Below are 20743 nucleotides of genomic sequence, written 5' to 3' on the forward strand. Positions count from 1 at the left end.
CGCGGCCGCACACCGGCGACTACTTGCCGATTCGCGCCAGCATCGCGCGCAGCGCCGCCTGCGTGTCGGGATGCGACCACTGGGCGACGAAGCGGGGCAGGTCGATGCGGTCGTCCGCCAGCGCGGCGATGACGTCGCGGCGGGCAATCGCGCGGGTCTCCAGCATCGGCATGTGCGGCAGCTGCAGCAGATCCTCCAGCCAGACCCGCGCGCGGGTGGCGACGTCGTCGATGTGCACCAGCTCGTCCACCAGCCCGATCTGCAGCGCCTGCTGGGCGTCCGGCATCGCCCCGGCCACCAGCAGGCGCTCGCCGCGATGCGGGCCGACCACGCGGGCAAGCAGGTGCTGGATGCCTTCCGGGGCGACCAGGCCCACCTGGGTTTCGTTCAGGCCGATGCGATAGGGGCCGTCGGCGAGGATGCGGTAGTCGCAGCACAGCGCCAGTACGCAGCCACCAGCCGGCGCGTGGCCGGCCATCGCCGCCACCACCGGCACGGGGCATTCCGCCAGCGCCCGCGCGGCCTGGAAGAACACCGTCCAAGCCCGCAGCAGCGCATCCCGGTCTTCGCCCAGCGACAGCAGGTAGGGCACGTCCAGGCCGGCGGAGAACACCTTCGGCCCACCCGCCAGCACGATGCCCCTCGCACCACGCGCCGGTGCTTCGCGCAGCGCCTGCACCAGGTCGGCGCACAGCTCCGGGTTCAGTGCATTGACCGGCGGGCGCGCCAGACGCAGCTCGTGGACTTGGCCGTGGACGGTGGATTCGATCAGCGACATGGGCGGGTTCCTGGGCGACGTGCGGCCATCATAGGCGTGCGCGTCGGCGATGCGGGGTCAGGCGGCGGGCGCGGCCAGCAGCCGCTCGGAAGCGCGGCGCACGCAGTCGGGCAGCGGCGTGGGGCGGCCGTCGCGGCGGCCCACCCAGACCGCGACCACGTTGCCGTCGCAGTGCAGGGTGCCGTCGGCGGCCACGATGCGGTGGCCGATCACGACGCTGCTGTTGCCCAGCTTCTCGGTGAACAGCTCGACCGCGACCTCCGCCGGATATTCGATCGGGCGCTTGAAGTTGAGCGTGGCTGACGCGACCACCGGCGCGGCGTCGTCGGTCACCCACGGCTCGCCGATGGATTCGAACCACTCGATGCGCGCCTGCTCCAGGAAGGTCAGGTAGCGCGCATTGTTGACGTGGTTGAACGCGTCCAGGTCGCTCCAGCGCAGCGGAATGGACATGCGGAACACGGTGTTGTGGGTCATGCGTCTGCCTTCTTCCTGCTCTTGCGCGGGGTCGCAGCGGAGCTTGCCGGATGTTTTTCGAGCAATGGCGCAAGGAAGCGGCCGGTATGCGAGGCCGGGTTCGCCGCCACGTCCTCGGGCGTGCCCACGGCGATGATCTGGCCGCCGCGATGGCCGCCTTCGGGGCCCAGGTCCACCACCCAGTCGGCGGTCTTGATCACGTCGAGGTTGTGCTCGATCACCACCACCGTGTTGCCGTCGTCGCGCAGCTTGTGCAGCACCGCCAGCAGCGCCTCGATGTCGTGGAAGTGCAGGCCGGTGGTGGGCTCGTCGAGGATGTACAGGGTGCGGCCGGTATCGCGCCGCGACAGCTCCTTCGACAGCTTCACCCGCTGCGCCTCGCCGCCCGACAGCGTGGTCGCGCTCTGGCCCAGCTTGATGTAGGAGAGCCCCACGTCCACCAGCGTCTCCAGCTTGCGGGCGATGCTGGGCACCGGCTGGAAAAGGTCCAGCGCGGCTTCCACGGTCATCTCCAGCACGTCGTGGATGCTGAAGCCCTTGTAGCGGATCTCCAGCGTTTCGCGGTTGTAGCGCTTGCCCTGGCAGACGTCGCAAGGCACGTACACGTCCGGCAGGAAGTGCATTTCGACCTTGATCAGGCCATCGCCCTGGCAGGCCTCGCAGCGGCCGCCGCGCACGTTGAAGCTGAAGCGGCCCGGCGAATAGCCGCGCGCGCGCGCCTCGGGCACCTGCGCGAACAGCTCGCGCAGTGGCGTGAACAGGCCGGTATATGTAGCCGGGTTGGAGCGCGGGGTGCGGCCGATCGGCGACTGGTCGATGTCGACCACCTTGTCGAACAGGTCCAGCCCGATGACATCCTTGTGTGGCGCAGGCGTGTGCGAAGCGCCGTTGATTTCGTTCGCCGCAAGTGCGTACAGGGTGTCGTTGATCAGGGTCGACTTTCCGGAACCGGACACGCCGGTCACGCAGGTCAGCAACCCGGACGGGATCTCCAGGTCCACGTTCTTCAGGTTGTTGCCGCTGGCGCCCTTCAGCTTGAGCATCAGCTTGCGATTGGGCGGGTTGCGGTGCATTGGCACTTCGATCTTCTTCTTGCCGGACAGGTACTGCCCGGTCAGCGAGCGCGGCGCCTTCAGCACGTCCGCCAACTGGCCCTGCGCCACCACTTCGCCGCCGTGCACGCCGGCGCCGGGGCCGATGTCGACGATGTAGTCGGCCAGCCGGATCGCGTCCTCGTCGTGCTCGACCACCAGCACCGTGTTGCCGAGGTCGCGCAGGCGGGTGAGGGTGCCGAGCAGGCGCTCGTTGTCGCGCTGGTGCAGGCCGATGGAGGGCTCGTCCAGCACGTACATCACGCCCACCAGCCCGGCGCCGATCTGGCTGGCCAGGCGGATGCGCTGCGCCTCGCCGCCGGACAGCGAATCGGCCTTGCGCTCCAGGGTCAGGTAATCCAAGCCGACGTCGACCAGGAAGCCCAGCCGCTCGCGGATCTCCTTGACGATCTTGGCGGCGATCTCGCCGCGCCAGCCGGGCAGGGTCAGGGTGTCGAAGAAGGCCAGGCAGGCGTCGATCGGCAGCACCGCGATCTCGGGCAGCGGGCGGTCGGCCACGAACACGTTGCGCGCCTGCCGGTTCAGTCGCGCGCCGCCGCACTCCGGGCAGGGCTGTTCGCTGATGTACTTGGCCAGCTCCTCGCGCACAGCCGCGCTTTCGGTTTCGCGGTAGCGCCGCTCGAGGTTGGGCAGGATGCCTTCGAAGGCGTGCTTGCGCTGGTACTTGTTGCCGTTCTCGCCGACGTAGCTGAGGTTGATGATCTCGCCGCCGCTGCCGCGCAGCACGATCTCGCGGATGTGCTCCGGCAGTTGCTGCCACGGCACGTCGACCTTGAAGCCGTAGTGCTTGGCCAGCGAGGCGATCATGGAAAAGTAATAGCTGTTGCGCCGGTCCCAGCCGCGCATCGCGCCGGCGGCCAGCGACAGTTCGGGATGCGCCACCACCTTGGCCGGATCGAAGAACTGCGCCACGCCCAGCCCGTCGCAGCCCGGGCAGGCGCCGGTGGGCGAGTTGAACGAGAACAGCCGCGGTTCCAGTTCCGGCAGCGAGTAGTCGCAGACCGGGCAGGAATAGCGCGAGGAGAACAGCAGCGGGTCGCGGCCGGCCTCATCCATCGACTGCACGATGGCCATGCCGTCGCCCAGTTTCAGCGCGGTCTCGAACGACTCCGCCAGCCGCTGGCGGATGTCCGCGCGCGGCTTGAAGCGGTCGATCACCGCCTCGATGGTGTGCTTCTGGCGCAGCGCCAGCGCCGGTACCGCGTCGATTTCGTGTAGTACGCCATCCACCCGCACCCGCACGTAACCCTGCGCGCGCAGCTGGTCGAACACCTGCAGGTGTTCGCCCTTGCGCTCGCGCACCACCGGCGCCAGCAGCATCCAGCGTTGCCCGGCCAGCGCCTCGTCGGCTTCCATCGCCAGCACCTGGTCCACCATCTGGCTGACCGTCTGCGCTTCCAGCGGGAAGTGGTGGTCCGGGCAGCGCGGGCTGCCCACGCGTGCGTACAGCAGGCGCATGTAGTCATGGATTTCGGTGATCGTGCCGACCGTGGAGCGCGGGTTGTGGCTGGTCGATTTCTGTTCGATCGAGATCGCCGGCGACAGCCCTTCGATATGGTCGATGTCGGGCTTGTCCATCACGCTGAGGAACTGTCGCGCATAGGCCGACAGCGACTCGACGTAGCGGCGCTGGCCTTCGGCGTAGATGGTGTCGAACGCCAGCGACGACTTGCCGGAACCGGACAGGCCGGTGATCACGATCAGCTTGTCGCGCGGCAGGTCGAGGTCGATGTTCTTGAGGTTGTGCGTCCGTGCGCCGCGGATGCGGATGTAGTCCAGCGCCATCGGGATGTCCTGCGGGGTGGGGGAGGCCGGCGGCGGGCGCAGGCCAATCGGGAAGCGTAGCGAGCGCCTGATTTGGGGGCAAATGCAGGCATCTCCAGCGCCAGCGCGCCGCGCGGTTCAGGGTCTGCAGTACTGCTTCTGCTGCCGCACCACATCTTCCAGCAGTGCCTGTCTACCTTTTGTGGTGGCCTGCCCGGCCAGTACCTGCGCGGCTTCGGCAAGACCATCGCACGGGTCGTCGGTGTAGCCGGCGGGCCACAGCAGGACCTGCGAGACCGCGCGAACGTAATCCGCCAGGCTGCTGGCGCGCGGACGCATGCGGAACCGCTCGGGCGGCGGGCGACGGATCGGATTGATGCTGGCCATGGGGCTCTTGCGTTCGAAACGGATGCCGTCATCGTGGCGCGGGGCTGCCGGCATCGACCAGTCGTCGCTGGCCATCGCCGGCGGTCCTGCCACCGGTTCGGCGCTGGTCACGGTCGCGCCCGGGGTCTGCGCCGGCGGGGTCGGGGTCGGGGCGGACTGGGTGGCCGCAACCGGCCTGGGGCGGAGCACCGGCTGATCGTGGTGGATAACCGCCGTCGCGGGTGGGGGTGGCAGGGGTGGCAACGGCGGGGGCAGGTCGATGTAGACCAGAGTCAGCGGCGGTCCGTCACCAGGGGCGGCCTCGGCATCGGGACGGGTCAGCGTCCAGCCGGCCAGCAGGTGCAGGGCCGCGACCAGCAGCCAGGCGCCGCGCTCTGCGGCAAGATCACCGGGCCAGGCCGGGGCAAATCCATTGCTGCGCATCCAGGTCCTTGGGGTCCATGCCGGGGCAGCGCTTGGACGTGGATTCGGGGCGCAAGTTCCGCGCATCGGCGGGTTGCCGGCAGGTTGACGCTAAGCTGCTGAATCCCCTACAATTCCGCTCCTGTCCGCCCTCGATGGCGGCAGGCCCTGCGCAGAGACGGCAACGGGTACCCAGAAGAACTACAGAACCGAGAGATACCAACATGTACGCAGTACTGGTCACCGGCGGTAAGCAATACCGCGTGATGCAGGGCGAAACGCTCCGCGTCGAACTGCTCGAAGCCGAAGCCGGCAGCGAGATCAAGCTGGACAACGTCCTGATGCTGGGCGATGCCGACGGCATCAAGCTGGGCGACGCGCTGAAGGGCGCTTCCGTCACCGCGAAGGTTGTCGGCCACGGCCGCGCCGACAAGGTGCGCATCGTCAAGTTCCGCCGCCGCAAGCACCACCGCAAGCAGATGGGGCACCGTCAGCACTACACCGAAATCCAGATCACCGGCATCAACGCCTGATCGTCAGCCTGGAGAACTAAGCAATGGCACACAAAAAGGCAGGCGGCAGTACCCGTAACGGCCGCGATTCCAACCCGAAGTACCTGGGCGTCAAGATGTACGGTGGCCAGGCCATCGAAGCGGGCAACATCATCGTCCGCCAGCGCGGCACCCAGTTCCATCCGGGCACCGGCGTCGGCCTCGGCCGCGACCATACCCTGTTCGCGCTGATCGACGGCAAGGTGGAGTTCACCACCAAGGGCCCGAAGAAGCGCCGCACCGTCAACATCGTCGCCGCGCAGTAAGCGCACGCGATGTTGCAATGCGAAGGGCCCCGCCTCGGCGGGGCTTTTCGTTTCCGGGCCGTCTTTCCCGCGTTGCGGGGCCGGGCGGGGCCGGCGGCGGCACTTCCCACACACACACACTTCACCGAACACTGCACAATCACACCCATGAAACTCGTCGACGAAGCTGAAATCACTGTCACTGCCGGCAATGGCGGCAATGGCTGCATCGGCTTCCGCCGCGAGAAGTTCATCCCGCTGGGCGGGCCGGACGGTGGCGACGGTGGCGCCGGTGGCGACGTCTGGCTGCAGGCCGACGAGAACCTCAACACGCTGGTGGACTTCCGCCACCAGACCAGGTTCAAGGCCCAGCGCGGCGAGAACGGCATGGGCAGCCAGCGCTATGGCAAGGCCGGCGAGGACACCGTCATCACCGTGCCGGTGGGCACCGTGATCCACAACGTCGACACCGACGAGGTGATCGGCGACCTCACCGAGCACGGCCAGCGCCTGCTGGTGGCCAAGGGTGGCCACGGTGGCCTGGGTAACATGCATTTCAAGAGCTCGGTCAATCGCTCGCCGCGCAAAGCCACGCCGGGCGGCGAGGGCGAGAGCCGGGTGCTGCGGCTGGAGCTGAAGCTGCTGGCCGACGTTGGCCTGCTCGGCTTCCCCAACGCCGGCAAGTCCACCTTCATCCGCGCGGTGTCGGCGGCGACCCCGAAGGTCGCGGACTATCCGTTCACCACGCTGTATCCCAATCTTGGCGTGGTCAGCGTGGAGCCGGGCCGCAGCTTCGTGATCGCCGATATCCCCGGCCTGATCGAGGGTGCGGCCGATGGTGCCGGCCTCGGCAGCCTGTTCCTGCGCCACGTCCAGCGCACCCGCCTGCTGCTGCACCTGGTCGATATCGCGCCCATGGACTACGAGGGCAGCGCGGTGTCGCCGGTCGAGCAGGTGCGCGCGATCGAGCACGAACTGCGCAAGTACGACCCGGCGATGCTGGAAAAGCCGCGCTGGCTGGTGCTGAACAAGGCCGACCTGATGTTCGAGGACGAGGCGCGCGAGGCTGCCGAGAAGATCGTTGCCGAGCTGGGCTGGACCCAGCCCTGGTACGTGGTCTCGGCGCTGGGGCGCGATGGCACCTGGCCGATCATGCTGGCGGTGCAGACCTTCTTCGACCGCCTGCGCGAGGAAGCGCTGGAGGCACAGGAAGGTGCGTGAGGCGAAGCGGCCACACGCGAAAAACCCGGCATCCGCCGGGTTTTTTCATGGCACAAAAAACCCCGCCGGAGCGGGGTTTTTCGAATCCTGCGGCCAGGGCTCAGGCGGCCTTGATCGCCTTGATGCGCGCGGTCAGGCGGGCCTTGTGGCGGGCGGCCTTGTTCTTGTGGATCAGGCCACGGGCGGCGAACCGGTCCAGCAGCGGCTGGGCGGTGGCGAAGGCTTCGGTAGCGCCGGCGGCATCGTTGGCGTCGAGCGCCTTGATCACCTTCTTGACGGCGGTGCGCAGCTGCGAGCGCTGGGCGACGTTGCGGGCATTGCGCACGACGGTCTGCTTGGCGCGCTTCTTGGCGGACTTGATGTTGGCCACGGGTGAGGATCCTGGAAAGTCTGTGGGTGGGGCTATGAAAACCGCCCGCTGGCAGGCTTGCCCACGGACGAAGGAATACGGAAGACTGGAAATTATGGGCGATTCAATGGCTTGGGTCAATATGTCGGTTTTTCGGGAGCAGGCGGGGATGGCAAAGGCATGAGTGGGCTGTTGCGTTCCAGTGCGGTGTTCAGCGCGATGACCCTGCTGTCGCGGATCGCCGGCTTCCTGCGCGATGCCCTGCAGTCGCGCCTGTTCGGCACCTCGGTGGCGATGGATGCCTTCGTCATCGCCTACCGGATCCCCAACTATCTGCGGCGGATCTTCGCCGAGGGCTCGATGCAGATGGCCTTCGTGCCGGTCCTCAACGAGTTGCGCGAGCGCGGCGACAAGGCGGCGTTGAAGGACTTCATCGACCACATGGCCGGCGCGCTGTTCGCGCTGGTGTTCGTGGTCGCCGGCATCGGCATGCTGGCCGCCCCGCTGCTGGCCGAGCTGTTCGCCCCCGGCGCGGTGGGCACGCCGGGCGGGGACGAGAAGTTGGCCCTGATCGCGCAGATGCTGCGCATCACATTCCCGTACCTGGTCGCCATTTCGATGATGGCGCTGGTGGCTTCGGTGCTGAACAGCTTCGGCAAGTTCGCGTTGCCCGCGGCTACGCCGGTGCTGCACAACCTGACGATGATCGCGGCGATGCTGTGGCTGGCGCCGAAGTTCGCCGAACCGGTCAAGGCGCTGGCCTGGGGCGTGCTGGTGGCGGGCGCCCTGCAGCTGCTGGTGCTGTGGCCGGCGCTGGGCAAGCTGGGGCTGCGACCCCAGCTCAAACCGGGCTTCTCCCATCCGGACGTGCGGCGGGTGGCCAAACTGATGCTGCCGACCCTGTTTTCGTCGTCGGTGGCGCAGCTCAACCTGCTGGTGGGAACGGTGTTCGCCTCGCTGCTTGCCACCGGCAGCCAGACCTGGCTGTACCTGTCCGATCGTCTGGTGGAACTGCCGCTGGGGCTGTTCGGGGTGGCGATCGGCACCGTGATCCTGCCGCACCTGTCGCGCCGGCATGCCGCCACCGATGCCGACGGCTACGGCGCCGCGCTGGACTGGGGGCTGCGGCTGGCCCTGCTGGCCGGGGTGCCGGCGGCGCTGGGCCTGCTGCTGCTGGCCGAGCCGCTGACCGCGGTGGTCTACCAGGGCGGCAAGTTCACCGCCTTCGATACCCGCATGGCGGCGATCAGCCTGAGCGCGATGAGCCTGGGCATTCCTGCGTTCATGCTCAGCAAGGTCCTGTCGCCGGCGTTCTATGCCCGCCAGGACAGCAAGACACCCATGCGGGCGGCGATCTGGACGGTGGTCTGCAACGTGCTGCTGACCATCGTCCTGACCTTGCCGCTGTGGCTCAACGACATTCCCGGTGCCCACGGCGGCATCGCGCTGGCCACCGGCCTGTCCGGGATCATCAATGCCTGGCTGCTCTGGCGCTATCTCAAGCGCGCCGGGCTGCTGCGGCCGCAACCGGGCTGGGCGCGCTTCTGGCTGCAGCTGGCGCTGGCCTGCGTGGCGATGAGTGCGGTGGTGCTGGGGCTGCGCTGGGAAATCGGCGACTGGACCGCGATCGACAGCCTGTTGCATCGCGCGCTGCTGCTGGTGGCGGTGATTGCCGCGGGTGGTCTCAGCTACGTGCTTGTGCTGCTGGGGCTGGGCCTGCGTCCGCGCGATCTGCGCCACTGATCGTTGCTGCGGCGCGGCTATACTGGCGGATCATCATGACCTTCCTGTTCCGCGATGCCGCTGGCGGGGCGCTGTGCCCCCAGGGAAGCGTGGTCTGCATCGGTGCGTTTGACGGCCTGCACCAGGGCCATCGCGCGCTGGTCGGCCACGCGGTCGGGCGCGCGCGCGCGCTGGGCGTGGCGGCGGTGGCGCTGTCGTTCGAGCCGCTGCCGCGCGAACTGTTCGCCCGGGGCGCGCCGCCGCCGCGGCTGATGCTGCCGCGGGCCAAGCTGGAAGGGCTGTGCGCGCTGGGCTGCGATGGTGTCGGCCTGTTGCGGTTCGACGCGGCGCTGGCGGCGATGTCCGCGGAGGATTTCGTGCGCCAGGTGCTGGTGGCGCGGCTGGGCGTGCGTGAAGTCTGGGTGGGCCCCGGTTTCCATTTCGGCCGCGGCCGCGCCGGCGACATCGCGCTGCTGCATGCGCTGGGCGAAGCGTGCGGCTTCTCTGCGCACGAGATCGCGCCGCTGCATGTGGACGGCGAGCGCGTGTCCAGCACGGCCATTCGCGCCGCGCTGGTGCAGGGCGACTTCGAGCACGCCGCACGCCTGCTGGGCCGGCCCTATGCAATTGGTGGGCGGGTGGTGCGCGGCCAGCAATTGGGCCGCACCCTCGGCTATCCCACCGCCAATCTGCGCTACGGCGGCAAGACGCCGGCATTGCGCGGGATCTTCGCCACCTGGGTGCACGGCATCGGCGAACAGCCGTGGCCGTCGGTATCGAGCTTCGGCACCCGTCCTACCGTGGATGGCCAGGAGCCGTTGCTGGAAGCGCACCTGTTCGACTTCGAGGGCGACCTGTACGGGCGCCGCATCGAGGTCGAATTCGTCGCCCACCTGCGCGACGAGGAGAAATTCCCCGACCTGCCGTCGCTGGTGGCGCAGATGCGCCACGACGAAGCCCGCGCGCGTGCGATCCTGCAACGCGACGTGCCCGCTGGCGCGACTGCCGCCGTTCAATCCTGTCGCGCCTGAAGGCGCTCCTGCACACCGTTCGAGACGCTGTCCGTGACTGACAAGACCGAAAACCCCTACAAGGCCACCATCCTGCTGCCGGAGACCGCGTTCCCGATGCGCGGCGACCTGCCCAAGCGCGAGCCCGAGACGCTGGCGCGCTGGGAGGCCGACGGCCTGTACGCGCAGATCCGCGAGGCGGCCAAGGGGCGTCCGCAGTTCGTGCTGCATGACGGCCCGCCCTATGCCAACGGCGCGATCCACCTGGGGCACGCGGTCAACAAGATCCTCAAGGACATCATCGTCAAGTCGAAGACGCTGGCCGGTTTCGATGCGCCGTACATCCCGGGCTGGGACTGCCACGGCTTGCCGATCGAGATCGCCATCGAGAAGAAGTTCGGCAAGGTCGGTGTGAAGCTTGACGCGGTCGCGTTCCGGCAGAAGTGCCGCGAATACGCCAGCGAGCAGATCGAGGTACAGCGGCGCGACTTCAAGAGGCTGGGCGTGCTGGGCGACTGGGAACGGCCGTACCGCACGCTGGACTTCCGTTTCGAGGCCGACGAGATCCGCGCGCTGGCCAAGGTGGTGGAGAACGGCCACCTGCTGCGCGGGGTGAAGCCGGTGTACTGGTGCTTCGACTGCGGCAGCGCGTTGGCCGAGGCCGAGATCGAATACCAGGACAAGACCTCGCCGGCGGTGGACGTGGCCTACGCCGCGCGCAATCCGCAGCAGGTCAGCCGTGCCTTCGGCAGCGAGCTGCCTGAAGGCGTGGAGGTGGCTGTTCCGATCTGGACCACCACGCCGTGGACGCTGCCGGCCTCGCTGGCGATCTCGCTGGGGCCGGAGCTCGACTACGTGCTGGTGGAAGGCCCGGCCAAGGCTGATGGCGGCCGTCGCTGGCTGGTGCTGGCCGAGGCGCTGGCAGAGAAGGCGCTCAAGCGCTACGGCGTGGACGAAGTCGCCGTGCTCGGTCGTGCGCAGGGCGAAAAGCTGGAAGGCATGCTGTTCGCGCATCCGTTCTATGCCGAGCGCGACATCCCGATCCTACTCGGCGACCACGTCAGTGCCGAAGACGGCACCGGCGCCGTGCATACCGCGCCCGGCCACGGCCAGGAGGACTTCGCGGTGGGCCAGAAGTACGGCCTGGTCGAGAAGTACAGCGCGGCCCAGCTCAATCCCGTCGATGGCCGCGGCGTTTACCTGCCGTCGACGCCGCCGGCGGGCGATGTCGATCTCACCCAGCTGCACGTGTGGAAGGCCAACGACGCGATCGTCGAGGTGCTGCGCGGCACCGGCGCCCTGCTGGCGTTCGCGCCGCTCAGGCACAGCTACCCGCACTGCTGGCGGCACAAGACCCCGATCGCGTTCCGCGCCACCCCGCAGTGGTTCATTTCGATGGAGCAGGCGCACCTGCGCCGCGATGCGCTGGCCGCGATCGAAACCGTGAAGTGGTATCCCGAATGGGGCCAGGCGCGCATCGCCGGCATGGTCGAGGGCCGCCCGGACTGGACGATTTCGCGCCAGCGCACCTGGGGCGTGCCGATCGCGCTGTTCGTGCACCGCGAGACTGGCGATATCCATCCGCGCAGCGTCGAGCTGATGCGGCAGGTGGCCGAACGCGTCGAGCAGGCCGGCATCGACGTCTGGTATTCGCTGGACGCCGCGGAACTGCTGGGCAGTGATGCGAAGGACTACGACAAGATCACCGACATCCTCGACGTCTGGTTCGATTCCGGCGTCACCCACGAGGGCGTGCTGCTGGAGCGCGGGCTCGGCAAGCCGGCCGACCTGTACCTGGAAGGCTCCGACCAGCACCGCGGCTGGTTCCAGAGTTCGCTGCTCACCGGCGTGGCCATCGACAACGCTGCGCCCTACCGGCAGTGCCTGACCCACGGTTTCACCGTGGACGAGCACGGCCGCAAGATGTCGAAGTCGCTGGGCAACGGCATCGAGCCGCAGGAAATCATGAAGACGCTGGGCGCGGACATCCTGCGCCTCTGGATTGCCAGCGCCGACTACAGCAACGAGATGTCGCTGTCGCAGGAGATCCTCAAGCGCAACGCCGACGCCTATCGCCGCATCCGCAACACCGCGCGCTTCCTGCTGGGCAACCTGCATGGCTTCGACCCGGAGCGCGACCTGCTGGCACTGCAAGACATGGTGGCGCTGGACCGCTGGATCGTGCATCGCGCCTGGCAGGTGCAGGAAGAGATCGCCGCGGCGTACGCGAACTACGATTTCGCCGCGGTGGTGCAGGCGCTGATGAATTTCTGCAGCGTCGACCTGGGCTCGCTCTACCTGGACGTCACCAAGGACAGGCTGTACACCATGCGCGAGGATGCGCATGGGCGGCGCAGCGCGCAGTCGGCGATGCATCGCATCGCCGAGGGCTTCGTGCGCTGGATCGCGCCGGTGCTCAGCTTCACCGCCGACGAGATGTGGGCTTACCTGCCAGGCGAGCATCCCGGCAACGTGCTGTTCACCACCTGGTACGACGGCCTGGCGCCGCTGCCGGACGACGCAGCGCTCTCCGCCAAGGATTTCGAGGGCCTGCTGGAACTTCGCGAGCAGGTGACCCGGGCACTGGAGCCGATGCGTGCGGCGGGGCAGATCGGCGCCGCGCTGGAAGCCGAGATCGAACTGCGCTGCAGCGTAGCCGACCAGAACTGGCTGGCGCCGCTGGCCGACGAGCTGCGCTTCCTGCTGATCAGCGGCGACGTGCGCGTGGTTCCGGACACGGAGGCGAAGGGCGTGATCGGCGTGTTCGCGCAGCCCACCACCAAGCCAAAATGCGTACGTTGCTGGCACCACCGCGAGGACGTCGGCGCGCACGCGGCGCACCCGCTGCTGTGCGGGCGCTGCGTGGCGAACGTGGAAGGCCCGGGCGAAGAGAGGAAGTGGTTCTGATGGCGTCCGCCAAGCCCAACGCGCTTTCCTGGCTGGCAGTTTCGGCCCTCGTCCTCGTCCTTGACCAGTGGTCGAAGGCCTGGGTGCTGTCCAGCCTGCCCGAGTACACCGCCGTGCCGGTGATCGACGGCTTCTGGAACTGGTACCGCACCTACAACACCGGCGCGGCGTTCAGCTTCCTGGCCGATGCCGGCGGCTGGCAGAAGTACTTCTTCATGGTGCTGGCGTTCGCCATCAGCGGGCTGATGGCGTGGATGCTGGCCAAGACGCAACGCGGAGACTGGAAGCAGGCGCTGCCGCTGTCGCTGGTGATCGGCGGCGCGATCGGCAACGTGATCGACCGTTTCCTGCACGGGCACGTGGTCGACTTCATCCAGTGGCATGTCGGCCAGCACTACTGGCCGGCGTTCAACATCGCCGATTGCGCGGTAGTGGGCGGTGCCATCGGCATCGGCCTGTTCGGCCTGCTGGGCGGCAAGCCCAGGGCCGCGGAGTAGAATCGCTGCATGGATGTCCTGCTTGCCAACCCGCGCGGCTTCTGCGCCGGCGTCGATCGCGCCATCGAAATCGTCAAGCGCACGCTGGAAGTATTCGGCGCGCCGATCTACGTGCGCCATGAAGTGGTCCACAACAAGTTCGTGGTCGATGACCTGAAGGCGCGCGGCGCTATCTTCGTCGAGGAGCTGGACGAGGTGCCGGATGGCGCCACCGTCATCTTCAGCGCCCATGGCGTGTCGCAGGCGGTGCGCACGGAGGCTGAGCGGCGCGGGCTGAAGGTGTTCGACGCCACCTGCCCGCTGGTGACCAAGGTGCATCTGGAAGTCAGCCGCACCAGCCGGCGCGGCCGCGACATGGTCCTGATCGGCCATGCCGGGCATCCCGAGGTCGAAGGCACGATGGGCCAGTGGCGCGAAGACGGTGAGGCGGGCCAGATCCACCTGGTCGAGGACATCGACGATGTGGCCGCGCTGGAGCTCAGGCAGCCCGACAACTGCGCCTACACCACCCAGACCACGCTGAGCGTGGACGACACCCGCGACATCATCGCCGCGCTCCGGGCCCGCTTCCCGAACATCCAGGGACCGAAGCACGACGACATCTGCTACGCCACCCAGAACCGCCAGGACGCCGTGCGCGACCTGGTGCGCGATGGTTGCGACGCGGTGCTGGTGGTTGGCTCGCCCAACAGCTCCAATTCCAACCGCCTGCGCGAGCTCGCCGAGCGCGAGGGCGCGGCGGCGTGGCTGATCGACAATGCCGGCCAGATCGACCCGGCCTGGATCGCCAGCCACAAGCGGATCGGCGTGACCGCCGGCGCTTCCGCCCCGGAAGTGCTGGTGCAGGGCGTGCTGGAGCGCCTGCGCGCGCTGGGCGCCGGCGACGTGCGCGAACTGCGCGGCGAGCCGGAAAGCATGGTGTTCGCCCTGCCGAAGGAACTGCGCCAGCTGGCGCCGTGACCCGGCAGCCGCTACAATCGCCGGCCATGCCGGAGTAGCTCAGTTGGTAGAGCACGTCATTCGTAATGATGGGGTCGTAGGTTCGATTCCTATCTCCGGCACCAATTTGCAGTCCAAATAAGTCCAATGAAGTCCACGAAGCCCGCCTAGCAAGCGGGTTTCGTCGTTTCAGGTGTCCAGTGTTGTCCAATGTGGTCTATTGCAATCTGCCCCCAAGTGGGGGCAAATAAGGGGGCAGGCTGCATGTCGCGCCGACTGGATGCCCCCAGATGCCCCTTTCCGACGTAGCCATTCGCAAGGCCAAGCCCGCAGAGAAGCCGCTACGGTTGTTCGACGGCGGCGGCCTGTACTTGGAGGTTATGCCCACGGGCGGAAAGCTGTGGCGCTGGAAGTACCGGTATGCCGGCAAGGAGAAACGGCTGGCACTGGGTAGCTATCCGGATGTGAGCCTTGCGAATGCCCGCGAGCGGCATGCAGAGGGCCGGAGGCTGCTGGCGGCAGGCATTGATCCCGGTGAGCAGCGCAAGGCCGAGAAGGCGGCGACTGCTGACCGTGCGGCCAATACCTTCGGCGCGGTGGCAGGCGAGATGATTGAGCAACGAAGCGGGAAGCTATCAACAGTGTCCCGTGAGCGTGCGGTGCGCCTGCTTGGCTACTTGGCCCCGATTGCCAACCTTCCGATAGCGGCCGTGGATGGCCCGCTGCTGCTGGCGGCGATCCGCAAGATCGAGGCTCGCGGGATGGAGACCGCGCATCGTGCCCGAGCGTTTGCAGGGCAGGTGTTCCGCTACGGCATTGCCACAGGTCGCAACAGGACCAATCCAGCGCGCGATCTGCTGGGTGCGCTGGCACCCGTAGATGGCGGGCACTTCGCCAGCCTGACCGAACCAGAGCGTGTAGCACCGCTGCTGCGCGCGCTGTGGGGTTATCAAGGCGGTGCAGTTGTGCAAGCCGCGTTGAAGGTCGCGCCGCTGGTGTTCGTGCGTCCCGGCGAGCTGCGCACCGCGCGCTGGGCGGACATCGACTTGGAAGCTGCCGAGTGGCGCTACACCACTGCCAAGACAAGTACGCCGCACATCGTTCCTTTGGCTTCGCAGGTGGTGGACGTGTTGCGCGCACTGCACCCCCTGACCGGGCGGGGTGAGTATGTGTTCCCGAGCGAGCGCGGTAAGCATAGGCCGATGAGTGAGAACACCGTCAATGCGGCGCTGCGCGCCCTGGGCTACGACTCCGACACCATGACCGGCCACGGGTTCCGTGCGATGGCCCGCACGATGTTGGATGAAATCTTGGGCTTCCGCCCCGACTTCATCGAACATCAACTCGCTCATGCAGTGAAAGACCCGAATGGGCGTGCCTACAACCGCACGTCGCACTTGGCCGAGCGCCGAAAAATGATGCAAACGTGGGCTGACTATCTCGATGGGTTGCGCACGGATGGGAACGTCGTGCCAATTGCGCGCAAGGCTGGCTGAATCGCAGTCGATGCGATCAGCGCGCGAAGAATCTGGCATGGCCCGGTAAGCGGCGCGGCGGGGTGTTTAGGCCACCCCGCCACGCCTTCCACAACCGTTCAAACGAGGAGCGATCATGGCAACTGAAAGTGTACCCGCGGGTATTGAAGCGCAGTTCAACAGGTGGGGCACCAACTATGGGCTTGGCAGCGAGGAGTTCGATTTCGAGCTTTGCGTGGTGCGTGGTGGCCGCATCATCGAGTCGCATGAGATAGACATTCGCACCCTTCCAAATCGCGACGACTTGTTAGCGAGGATGCCGGAGGAATGGCGCGAACGATTCCTTTCCGCTGCGTATATGGCGAGGGCAGCGACATGAGCGCGCTGCAAAATCCATCGCCGGACGCTGGTGTCGCCTACATGCACAGCCTCATGGATCGCGCGCGGCCGCGCTGGGAGAACGTAAGTGAGGGCGTCACGGCGGATGAATTGCAGCAGGCGCTAGACGACGTAGCGGATTACATGGATCGCACTGGCAATAGCGAAGGCGAGCACTACATGGCATGGATGCTGCGCATGGCGCGAACGATGGTGATGCGAACGAATGACCGGCATCACGCGGCATTGGTGGCGATCAATCGAGGTGATGCAGAGAGAGCGAGGGAGCTTCTGTCGCCGGTAGAGAGGTTTTGGAGCCAGTCATGACAGCGACCGTTACCCGCCTCTCAACTGCTGCCGCCAAGCCCGTATTGCAGGACTCCCAGCGTGACGAGTATCTGTGGGAGATGGCAATCCTGATCGCCGCTAGGGCACAACGGCGAGGCTTCGCAACTACCGCTGAGGAGGCCCTTGCGGGCATTCGCGCGAGCATGGCTAAGGAGATTGAGTTGAGCCGCTAAGACCGCCGCAATCTAGCCCCGCTCCGGCGGGGCTTTTAATTGCGGGCGGCCGCCATCTAACGCGGTAGCGAACGCGAATTACCCGATGGACGATACTGGGGCCGGTAAGAGGAGGGGGCGCCAAGATGAAGCGATTCCAGTCGTTCAATGTCACTTGCTGGGTAGATGCTCGAATACCAGCGGTAGCGGCACTAGTCGTGCTGCTGTTGGTGACTCCGATCCGAGCGATGGCCGGACAGGCATGGTCTGACACAGGTTCAGCATCGATCATGCAAGAGGTTGAGCAGTACAAGGCCGCGTCGCTTCCGGAGGCGCGCGCTGTGGCAGCGGCCAAGCTAGAACAGCTTGGCGAGAGCGATCCGGAGGCATGGAATCAGTTGGGCATCCTTTATCTAGATGGATCGCCCAGCAATCCGCAGCTAGCAGAGCGGATGTTCGACAAGGCCGCCACTGCGAAGAATCTCAACGGTCTGATGAACTTGATAGGGGTGCGGATCGCAGCCGGCCGCATCGCAGAGTCGTGCAAAGCCGCAGAGCAAAGCGTGACGTGGCCTAATAGTGCTGGGGCGCCTGCGATGGGCTACTTGGGCGAGTGCTACCGGCTTGGGCGGAATGGCCACAAGAATCTAGTCAAGGCCGAGCCGATTCTCATGGAAGCATGCCGCTGGGGCTGGGAGCCGGCGTGCGATTCGGCACTGAAAAGCCTGCGCACAAATCCCACGCCAGCACGCGCAAAGGCATATCGCGCATACTTGGAGAAGTTGAGCGGTGCTGGCTATACCCATGCGATGGCAACGCTAGGGATCGACCTTGCAGGGTCACAGGACGACGCAGCGCGTGTGCGCGGGGAGGCTCTACTCGAAAAGGCCAGCGCCGCAGGAGATGGCGAGGCGTGTACGGCGCTGGCTCTAGTTGTATGGGGCAAAGGTGACCCGGCTTCACTAAGCAGAATCTACGACCTGCTTGACTGCGGCATCGCCGGCAAGCGCACCCCTGAACTTGCATGGCTTTTCAAGGGCGTAATCGCTGGGCTGGGCGGCTCCGAAATGCTCGGGCGCTCCTCGATTGATCGCGCTGCCGAAGAGGGGTTGAAGCAGGCGGGCGCGTTCGCGGCGGCCTTCGGCTATCCCGTGCCTGCGGGCGCCGACCAGGCAAAATGCGCTCCGTTCTGCGATTGGCTTGTGGTCATCAAAGAGGCGCGGCGCATACAGCAGCTCGCAATCGACGAGCAGAGTCGCCAAGCGGAAATAGCGCGCGTTGCGCAGGAGGCGGCAGATCGGGAGGCCGCTGAGCTTGCCGCTCAAGAGGCAGCTCAGCAAGCGGAACACAACGCGCAGGTCGCAGCCTATAACGCTCAGATCGCAGCACAGAATGCAGAAGCCCGCAGGGAGCGGAGGCGGCGCTTCTGGGGAGGCGTGCTCATGGTGGCGGTCGCTCTCACAACCGGGTACGTGCAAGCGCAAGCGAATGCCCTTGCAAGCCCGCCACCTCCTCGTCCTGTGTACCAGCCGCCTGCGATCTATGCGCCCCCAGCACAGCCTCGCCAGATTTACCAACCACAACCCACCGCCGCGCCTGTGGGCCGCACGAAGGTTTGCTATGTCACCACCTCGCGCGGAACTCAGGCAATCACGGTCAACACGTCGCAGGCATGCCCGGTGAGTCTGCAATCGCTAGGGCAGCCGCTCCGGGCTAGTGGGCGGGGCTATCTGATCGGCGAGTCAGTCTCAGGGCTGATCAAGGTTTGCACGTACCAAGGCGCCGCCGGGCAGAGCGCGATCAACATCTCTGCATCCGGGATTTGTCCACCTTCGCATGAGTTCTAGCCTCGACGAGTAGCTTGCTGCATCGCACAACGTTTCTGACAAAGCTTTTCTCAAAAGCCTGTGATTAATGGTTATCCGTCCGGTTCAAGCCGGACGGATGCGAGCAAATCCGCCTGCATCCAATAAAGACAAGGATGCGGCATGCAAGCCAACGTATTGACAGCCCCGAAAGCGGGGGAGCAGGGTCGCCGCCGTCCAGCAGGAGGCGATGCCATGCGAGTGAGTCCTTCTCTTCCCGATACGGGTTTTCTGCGCCTAAGCGACATCGTTGGCCGCAAGGCGACGAAGAAATCGCCGGCAGTGCGCGGCATCTATCCCGTCAGCCGCTCCACGTGGTGGCAAATGGTGCGTGATGGCCGCGCGCCTGCTGGAGTGAAGCTGTCCAAGCGCTGTACTGCATGGCGAGTTGAGGATGTTATTGCGCTCTGCGAGGGCGCAGAAGCCGTGCAGAAGCGCATTGTGGGGGCACAGCCATGACCAGCACCGAGGCCGCAATCGCCGTGATGGCGCGGCTCTACGGGCCAGATGCCGAAACCCAGCGCCGCAGCATGCCGGAGATTGCGGACGGTTTGCACACGCAGCTGTGTGAGTTGTATGCCTGTCCGAGTGCCCATACAGCAGAGACCGTGGTTGCCAATCTTGAAGGGGCGCGGCGCGCCGTCTTGCGCTACGCGGATACCTTGCGGCAAGAGGGCATTGGCTGATGGCGGCGACGAACCGCCACACAATCGAGTCTCACCAGACTGCGCTGCAACGGCGAGGCAGCTTTACCGTTGTGCGCGGCGGGAAGGTACGCAGGTCCAGCGCAGGCATCGCGCTGGACTGCCTACAGGTTGAGCTAGACGCAATCGAAGCAATTACAGCCAAGCTTAAGGGCGGCGAGGTGCTGACTGCGGTAGAGCAATCGAGGCTCCGCGTGGCGAGCCTGCGCATCCGCGACGTGCGGGGGGTGCTACGTGTCTAAGCCAGCTTCTGTCATGGCTTCCGCACAGGAACAACGCAAAGTCATCACCTTTGATCGGTTCGACCGATTGAAGCCGGCAAAGATGACGGCCGTTATCGACGGGTTCCTGTACGCCGATACCCTGACCAACGTTATCGGCAAGTCTGGAGCTTGCAAGTCCTTCCTCCTGCAAGGCATGGCCGCCTGCGTCGCCACCGGGACGCACTGGATGGGCCGCAGGGTTGAGCGCGGCGCGGTGTTTTACATCGGCGGCGAGGGCCTCAACGGGTTGTTGAAGCGGTTTCGAGGCTGGCAAAACTACACGGGTGTCACGTTGGAGGGCGCGCCACTCTATATCGCCAGCGGACTTCCGCCACTGTCCGACCAACTCAACGTCGCAGCAACCATCGAAGCGATCCAAGAATGCGCCGAAGAGAGTTTCTTCAGGATGGGAGGCGCTGACCCGGCCCTGATCGTGATCGATACGCTGGCTCGCGCGCTGGGAGGTGCCGATGAAAACAGCGCCGCCGAAGTCGGTCGGCTAATCGAAGGGCTTGACTGGATTCGGCAACGTTGGGGTTGCGCGGTTGCCTGCGCCCACCACACCGGCCACGGCGAAAACACACAGAACCGGGGACGGGGTTCGAGCGCCATCTACGCGGCGCTCGACGGCGAACTGCTGGTGACATCAAACGGCGACGACGTGACCGTGACCAGCACGAAGGTGAAGGACTGGACGAAGCCTGAGCCGCTGGTGCTGACCCGCAACATCGTCGCTGTGGAAGTCGAGGACACCATCGAAACTACGTTGGTTCTGGACAAGGCAAGCATTCAAGACCTAGCCGCGCACGACGACCTGATTCGGCAACAAGTCCTCGAACGGAAGGGCGCAGGGAAAACCGTACGCGCCATCGCAGCAGACCTCGGCGTGTCCCGCTGGAAGGTGCAGAGCATCACCGACAAGGCCAGGCAGGCAAACGACTATCGGAGGCAGGCCGATGGCGAGTGAAGCGCTGTCCGGTCATATCGCCGGTCGAGCCTGTCCGGTTGTCCTGTCCGGCACCCCCTTAAAGGGGGGGGTGCCCGGACGGACAAGCCGAACCGTCCGGCCGTCCGGCTTTGTCCGGCGGTTTTTGTCCGGCCGGACAGGAAAAGGACATGGCCTGTGATTGATGCACTAGTGGCCGGCACTTTGGCATCCAGCCCCTGGCTGGGAGAGTCCAGAAGCGGCGCAGTTCG

20 protein-coding genes and 1 tRNA gene are annotated in these 20743 nt (G+C 66.3%); 16 read left to right on the plus strand and 5 right to left on the minus strand.

All coding sequences use genetic code 11. The features are described from left to right. Positions 1 to 19: 19 nt before the first annotated feature. The 4 genes from ICG51_RS12085 to ICG51_RS12100 form a co-directional block, all read right to left on the minus strand. Positions 20 to 778 carry an enoyl-CoA hydratase/isomerase family protein gene (locus ICG51_RS12085; protein ID WP_190280596.1) on the minus strand — a complete coding sequence of 253 codons (759 nt, stop codon included), beginning with the start codon at positions 776 to 778 and terminating at the stop codon, positions 20 to 22. A gap of 57 nt (positions 779 to 835) precedes the next feature. Further along, positions 836 to 1255, minus strand: coding sequence for a thioesterase family protein (locus tag ICG51_RS12090; RefSeq protein WP_190280597.1), 420 nt, complete (start codon positions 1253 to 1255; stop codon positions 836 to 838). Then, positions 1252 to 4152, minus strand: a complete 2901-nt coding sequence (uvrA, locus tag ICG51_RS12095; RefSeq protein ID WP_190280598.1) for an excinuclease ABC subunit UvrA — start codon at positions 4150 to 4152, stop codon at positions 1252 to 1254. The genes ICG51_RS12090 and uvrA overlap by 4 nt, the downstream gene beginning before the upstream one ends. A 117-nt stretch (positions 4153 to 4269) precedes the next feature. Then, positions 4270 to 4941, minus strand: coding sequence for a hypothetical protein (locus ICG51_RS12100; protein WP_190280599.1), 672 nt, complete (start codon positions 4939 to 4941; stop codon positions 4270 to 4272). Positions 4942 to 5144: 203 nt separating this feature from the next. Here ICG51_RS12100 and rplU point away from each other — a divergent pair, with 203 nt between their 5' ends. From rplU to obgE, 3 genes are all read left to right on the plus strand, one after another. Next, a complete protein-coding gene (gene rplU / locus ICG51_RS12105; RefSeq protein ID WP_190280600.1) occupies positions 5145 to 5453 on the plus strand; it encodes a 50S ribosomal protein L21 in 309 nt (102 codons plus the stop codon). 23 nt (positions 5454 to 5476) lie between these two features. After that, entirely contained in the window at positions 5477 to 5737 is a 261-nt protein-coding gene (gene rpmA, locus ICG51_RS12110; RefSeq protein ID WP_190280601.1) for a 50S ribosomal protein L27, read from the plus strand. Between the two features lie 147 nt (positions 5738 to 5884). Then, on the plus strand, positions 5885 to 6937 hold the full coding sequence (gene obgE, locus ICG51_RS12115) for a GTPase ObgE (protein ID WP_190280602.1): 1053 nt from the start codon (positions 5885 to 5887) through the stop codon (positions 6935 to 6937). Between the two features lie 100 nt (positions 6938 to 7037). On the opposite strand, the gene rpsT is transcribed toward obgE, so the two are convergent. Further along, a complete protein-coding gene (gene rpsT / locus ICG51_RS12120) occupies positions 7038 to 7307 on the minus strand; it encodes a 30S ribosomal protein S20 (protein WP_190280603.1) in 270 nt (89 codons plus the stop codon). A gap of 159 nt (positions 7308 to 7466) precedes the next feature. Here rpsT and murJ point away from each other — a divergent pair, with 159 nt between their 5' ends. The 13 genes from murJ to ICG51_RS12185 all read left to right on the plus strand — a co-directional run bounded on the left by murJ (position 7467) and on the right by ICG51_RS12185 (position 20513). Next, complete coding sequence (gene murJ, locus ICG51_RS12125) at positions 7467 to 9029, plus strand: murein biosynthesis integral membrane protein MurJ (RefSeq protein WP_190280604.1); 1563 nt, start codon at positions 7467 to 7469, stop codon at positions 9027 to 9029. Positions 9030 to 9064: 35 nt separating this feature from the next. Then, positions 9065 to 10039: a bifunctional riboflavin kinase/FAD synthetase gene (locus ICG51_RS12130; protein WP_190280605.1), complete on the plus strand. Its 975-nt coding sequence runs from the start codon at positions 9065 to 9067 to the stop codon at positions 10037 to 10039. 96 nt (positions 10040 to 10135) lie between these two features. Then, positions 10136 to 12925: an isoleucine--tRNA ligase gene (gene ileS, locus ICG51_RS12135; RefSeq protein WP_223809610.1), complete on the plus strand. Its 2790-nt coding sequence runs from the start codon at positions 10136 to 10138 to the stop codon at positions 12923 to 12925. Next, a complete protein-coding gene (lspA, locus tag ICG51_RS12140) occupies positions 12925 to 13422 on the plus strand; it encodes a signal peptidase II (RefSeq protein ID WP_190280607.1) in 498 nt (165 codons plus the stop codon). The genes ileS and lspA overlap by 1 nt, the downstream gene beginning before the upstream one ends. Before the next feature lie 9 nt (positions 13423 to 13431). Continuing rightward, positions 13432 to 14382, plus strand: a complete 951-nt coding sequence (gene ispH / locus ICG51_RS12145) for a 4-hydroxy-3-methylbut-2-enyl diphosphate reductase (RefSeq protein ID WP_190280608.1) — start codon at positions 13432 to 13434, stop codon at positions 14380 to 14382. A gap of 28 nt (positions 14383 to 14410) precedes the next feature. Continuing rightward, positions 14411 to 14486 (plus strand) — tRNA-Thr (locus ICG51_RS12150). 165 nt (positions 14487 to 14651) lie between these two features. Beyond that, positions 14652 to 15857 (plus strand): integrase arm-type DNA-binding domain-containing protein, encoded by a 1206-nt coding sequence (locus ICG51_RS12155; RefSeq protein ID WP_190280609.1) that lies wholly within the window; start codon positions 14652 to 14654, stop codon positions 15855 to 15857. Between the two features lie 115 nt (positions 15858 to 15972). Next, on the plus strand, positions 15973 to 16215 hold the full coding sequence (locus ICG51_RS12160; protein WP_190280610.1) for a hypothetical protein: 243 nt from the start codon (positions 15973 to 15975) through the stop codon (positions 16213 to 16215). Beyond that, positions 16212 to 16541: a hypothetical protein gene (locus tag ICG51_RS12165; protein ID WP_190280611.1), complete on the plus strand. Its 330-nt coding sequence runs from the start codon at positions 16212 to 16214 to the stop codon at positions 16539 to 16541. The genes ICG51_RS12160 and ICG51_RS12165 overlap by 4 nt, the downstream gene beginning before the upstream one ends. Positions 16542 to 16932: 391 nt before the next feature. Beyond that, on the plus strand, positions 16933 to 18561 hold the full coding sequence (locus tag ICG51_RS12170; RefSeq protein ID WP_190280612.1) for a sel1 repeat family protein: 1629 nt from the start codon (positions 16933 to 16935) through the stop codon (positions 18559 to 18561). A 141-nt stretch (positions 18562 to 18702) separates the two neighbouring features. Beyond that, the gene (locus ICG51_RS12175) at positions 18703 to 19038 is read left to right on the plus strand and encodes an AlpA family phage regulatory protein (protein WP_223809447.1); all 336 of its coding nucleotides are present in this window, start codon (positions 18703 to 18705) and stop codon (positions 19036 to 19038) included. Further along, complete coding sequence (locus ICG51_RS12180) at positions 19035 to 19265, plus strand: hypothetical protein (RefSeq protein WP_190280613.1); 231 nt, start codon at positions 19035 to 19037, stop codon at positions 19263 to 19265. Before ICG51_RS12175 ends, ICG51_RS12180 begins: the two co-directional genes overlap by 4 nt. A gap of 273 nt (positions 19266 to 19538) precedes the next feature. Then, the gene (locus ICG51_RS12185; protein WP_190280614.1) at positions 19539 to 20513 is read left to right on the plus strand and encodes an AAA family ATPase; all 975 of its coding nucleotides are present in this window, start codon (positions 19539 to 19541) and stop codon (positions 20511 to 20513) included. Positions 20514 to 20743: the final 230 nt, after the last annotated feature.

Source organism: Thermomonas sp. XSG, assembly GCF_014678725.1.
GTDB lineage: Bacteria > Pseudomonadota > Gammaproteobacteria > Xanthomonadales > Xanthomonadaceae > Thermomonas.